We start from the raw sequence: 2,065 nt of genomic DNA, 5'->3' as shown, positions 1-2,065 counted from the left end.
TATCGCCCAGAGCCTGTACTACGTGTGGTCCAAGGAGTTCATGGAGGCGGGCAAGCGCTGGCTGGCGGGCGATACGGCCCGGGCCGCGACCACGGACGAGGTGAAGGATTGACGTGACCCCCTGAAACTCCTCCAGGAATAGCTAGAGTCCGCCTCTCGAAAGGACGGACAGAATGAAGCGATCACGGTTCACAGAAGAGCAGATCATCGGGATCCTGCGCGAGCAGGAGACGGGTGTTGCGGTGGTGGATCTGTGCAGGAAGCACGGGCTCAGTTCGCCGACCTTCTACAAGTGGAAGGCCAGGTTCGGCGGCATGGACGTGTCGGAGGCTCGGCGGCTGAAGGCGCTGGAAGACGAGAACGCCAAGCTGAAGCGGTTGCTGGCGGATGCGATGTTGGACAACGTCGCGATGAAGGATCTGCTGGGAAAAAAGTGGTGACGCCCGCTGCGCATCGAGAGGCTGTGGCGCACCTGCGGTCGGTCCACGAGATGAGCGAGCGGCGGGCGTGCCGGGTGCTGGGCGTCGATCGGGCGAGCGTGCGTTATCAGGCGACGAGGCCGGACGACGGCGTCCTGCGGGATCGGCTGAAGGCTCTGGCCCAGGAGCGGCGGCGGTTCGGCTATCGACGCCTGCACGTGATGCTTCGGCGCGAGGGCCATGCGGTCAACAGAAAGCGGATCCAGCGGATCTACCGCGAGGAGAAGCTGATGGTGCGCCGACGCGGCGGACGCAAACGCGCCATGGGCACGCGACGACCGCTGGAGATTCCCATGGTCGCCAACCAGCGCTGGTCGCTGGACTTCGTCTCCGATCAGATGACCGACGGGCGGCGCTTCCGCATCCTGACGGTGATCGACAACTGCACCCGCGAATGCCTGGCCCTGGTAGCGGATACTTCGCTGTCGGGCGGGCGGGTGGCCCGCGAGCTGGACGCCATCATCCTTCGCCGGGGTCGGCCCGAGACGATCATCAGCGACAACGGCACAGAATACACCTCCAACGCCATCCTCGGCTGGGCCGATGATGCCGGGGTCGGCCGGCATTACATCGCCCCGGGCAAGCCTCAGCAGAACGGCTTCAACGAGAGCTTCAACGGCAAGCTCAGGGACGAACTGCTGAACGAGACGCTGTTCCGATCCTTGCCTCACGCCCGCGTCGTGCTCGAAACCTGGCGGCGCGACTACAACGAACACCGGCCCCACTCGAAGCTCGGATGGTTGACGCCCGCGGCCTACGCCAGCGCTCTATCCGGAGAGATCGGCCGGCCTGCTGCGCTTGTTGATGGCTGCGCAGACCTGCCTATTGCCACCCCCGACAATCACGGCTCAGATCACCCAGGGACTCTCGTTATGGCTGGATGAGAAAAGGGGGTTACGTCAGGTGAAGCTTTCCGCGGCGCGGGCTAGGAGCACTGTCCGTGCTCGGGCCATCTCAGATCCGCCGAAAGTTCTGAGGCCTGGTCGCAAGCGCGAGCTGGTGGACGGGTGCGGGAGATTGGGATATTCGTTTGGAGCGAAGGTGGATTTTATCAATTCCTTCAACACAACAATTGATAAAGGGCTCTAGCTGCGGCCCGTTAAATCCGTTCTTAGTTTGTTCTCAATGAGGCTTAAGCCCATGCCGCAAGAGCGACGCCTTAACGACAATCATGAACACTATGTGGTCGGCCCGATGGGCACGCCCCTGACACTGCGCGACCTCCCATCGCCGAATACCAAGCGGTGGGTCGTCCGTCGCAAGGCCGAGGTTGTCGCCGCCGTACTTGGAGGTCTGCTTAGCCTTAATGACGCTCTGACGCAGTACCGCCTGACGACCGAGGAGTTCCGCGCCTGGCAGGTGGCTGTCGATAAATGGGGCATGCAGGGTCTGCGTACTACGCGGATTCAAAGCTACAGAAGCTAGGCTCAGGACCCATTGACGTGACTGTACGTCGTCAGAAGTTTTGGGACAGTCAGGGGGCGGATTTAGCGGAGAGTTGGCCTCGTCTGGGGTTTATATTTAGGCGGCGATTTTGCGGTGTTGCAAGCGCCGATGTTGGAGGGTCTGGCGCTTGACGCTTGCGC

The 2,065-nt window shown here is 62.3% G+C and carries 2 protein-coding genes; both read left to right on the top strand.

The window, feature by feature from the left end; translation table 11 throughout:
• The first annotated feature begins 173 nt into the window (after positions 1–173).
• Positions 174–1,363, top strand: a protein-coding gene (locus ACESMO_RS04475) for an IS3 family transposase (RefSeq protein WP_372706984.1) whose coding sequence is annotated in 2 segments (ribosomal slippage) — positions 174–426 and positions 426–1,363 — 1,191 coding nt in all. Because the reading frame shifts where the segments join, the coding sequence is not laid out codon by codon here.
• A 256-nt stretch (positions 1,364–1,619) separates the two neighbouring features.
• Positions 1,620–1,904, top strand: coding sequence for a DUF1153 domain-containing protein (locus ACESMO_RS04470; protein ID WP_372706983.1), 285 nt, complete (start codon positions 1,620–1,622; stop codon positions 1,902–1,904).
• The last annotated feature ends 161 nt before the right edge of the window (positions 1,905–2,065 follow it).

Origin of the sequence: Brevundimonas sp., assembly GCF_041688735.1 — a bacterium.
In the GTDB taxonomy this organism is placed as follows: Bacteria; Pseudomonadota; Alphaproteobacteria; order Caulobacterales; family Caulobacteraceae; genus Brevundimonas.
This window is presented reverse-complemented; position numbering and strand designations above follow the sequence as displayed.

Bases quoted from the DNA above. Each gene is read 5' to 3' on its own strand.
- ACESMO_RS04470 (WP_372706983.1), top strand. From the start codon at position 1,620: ATGCCGCAAGAGCGACGCCTTAACGACAATCATGAACACTATGTGGTC.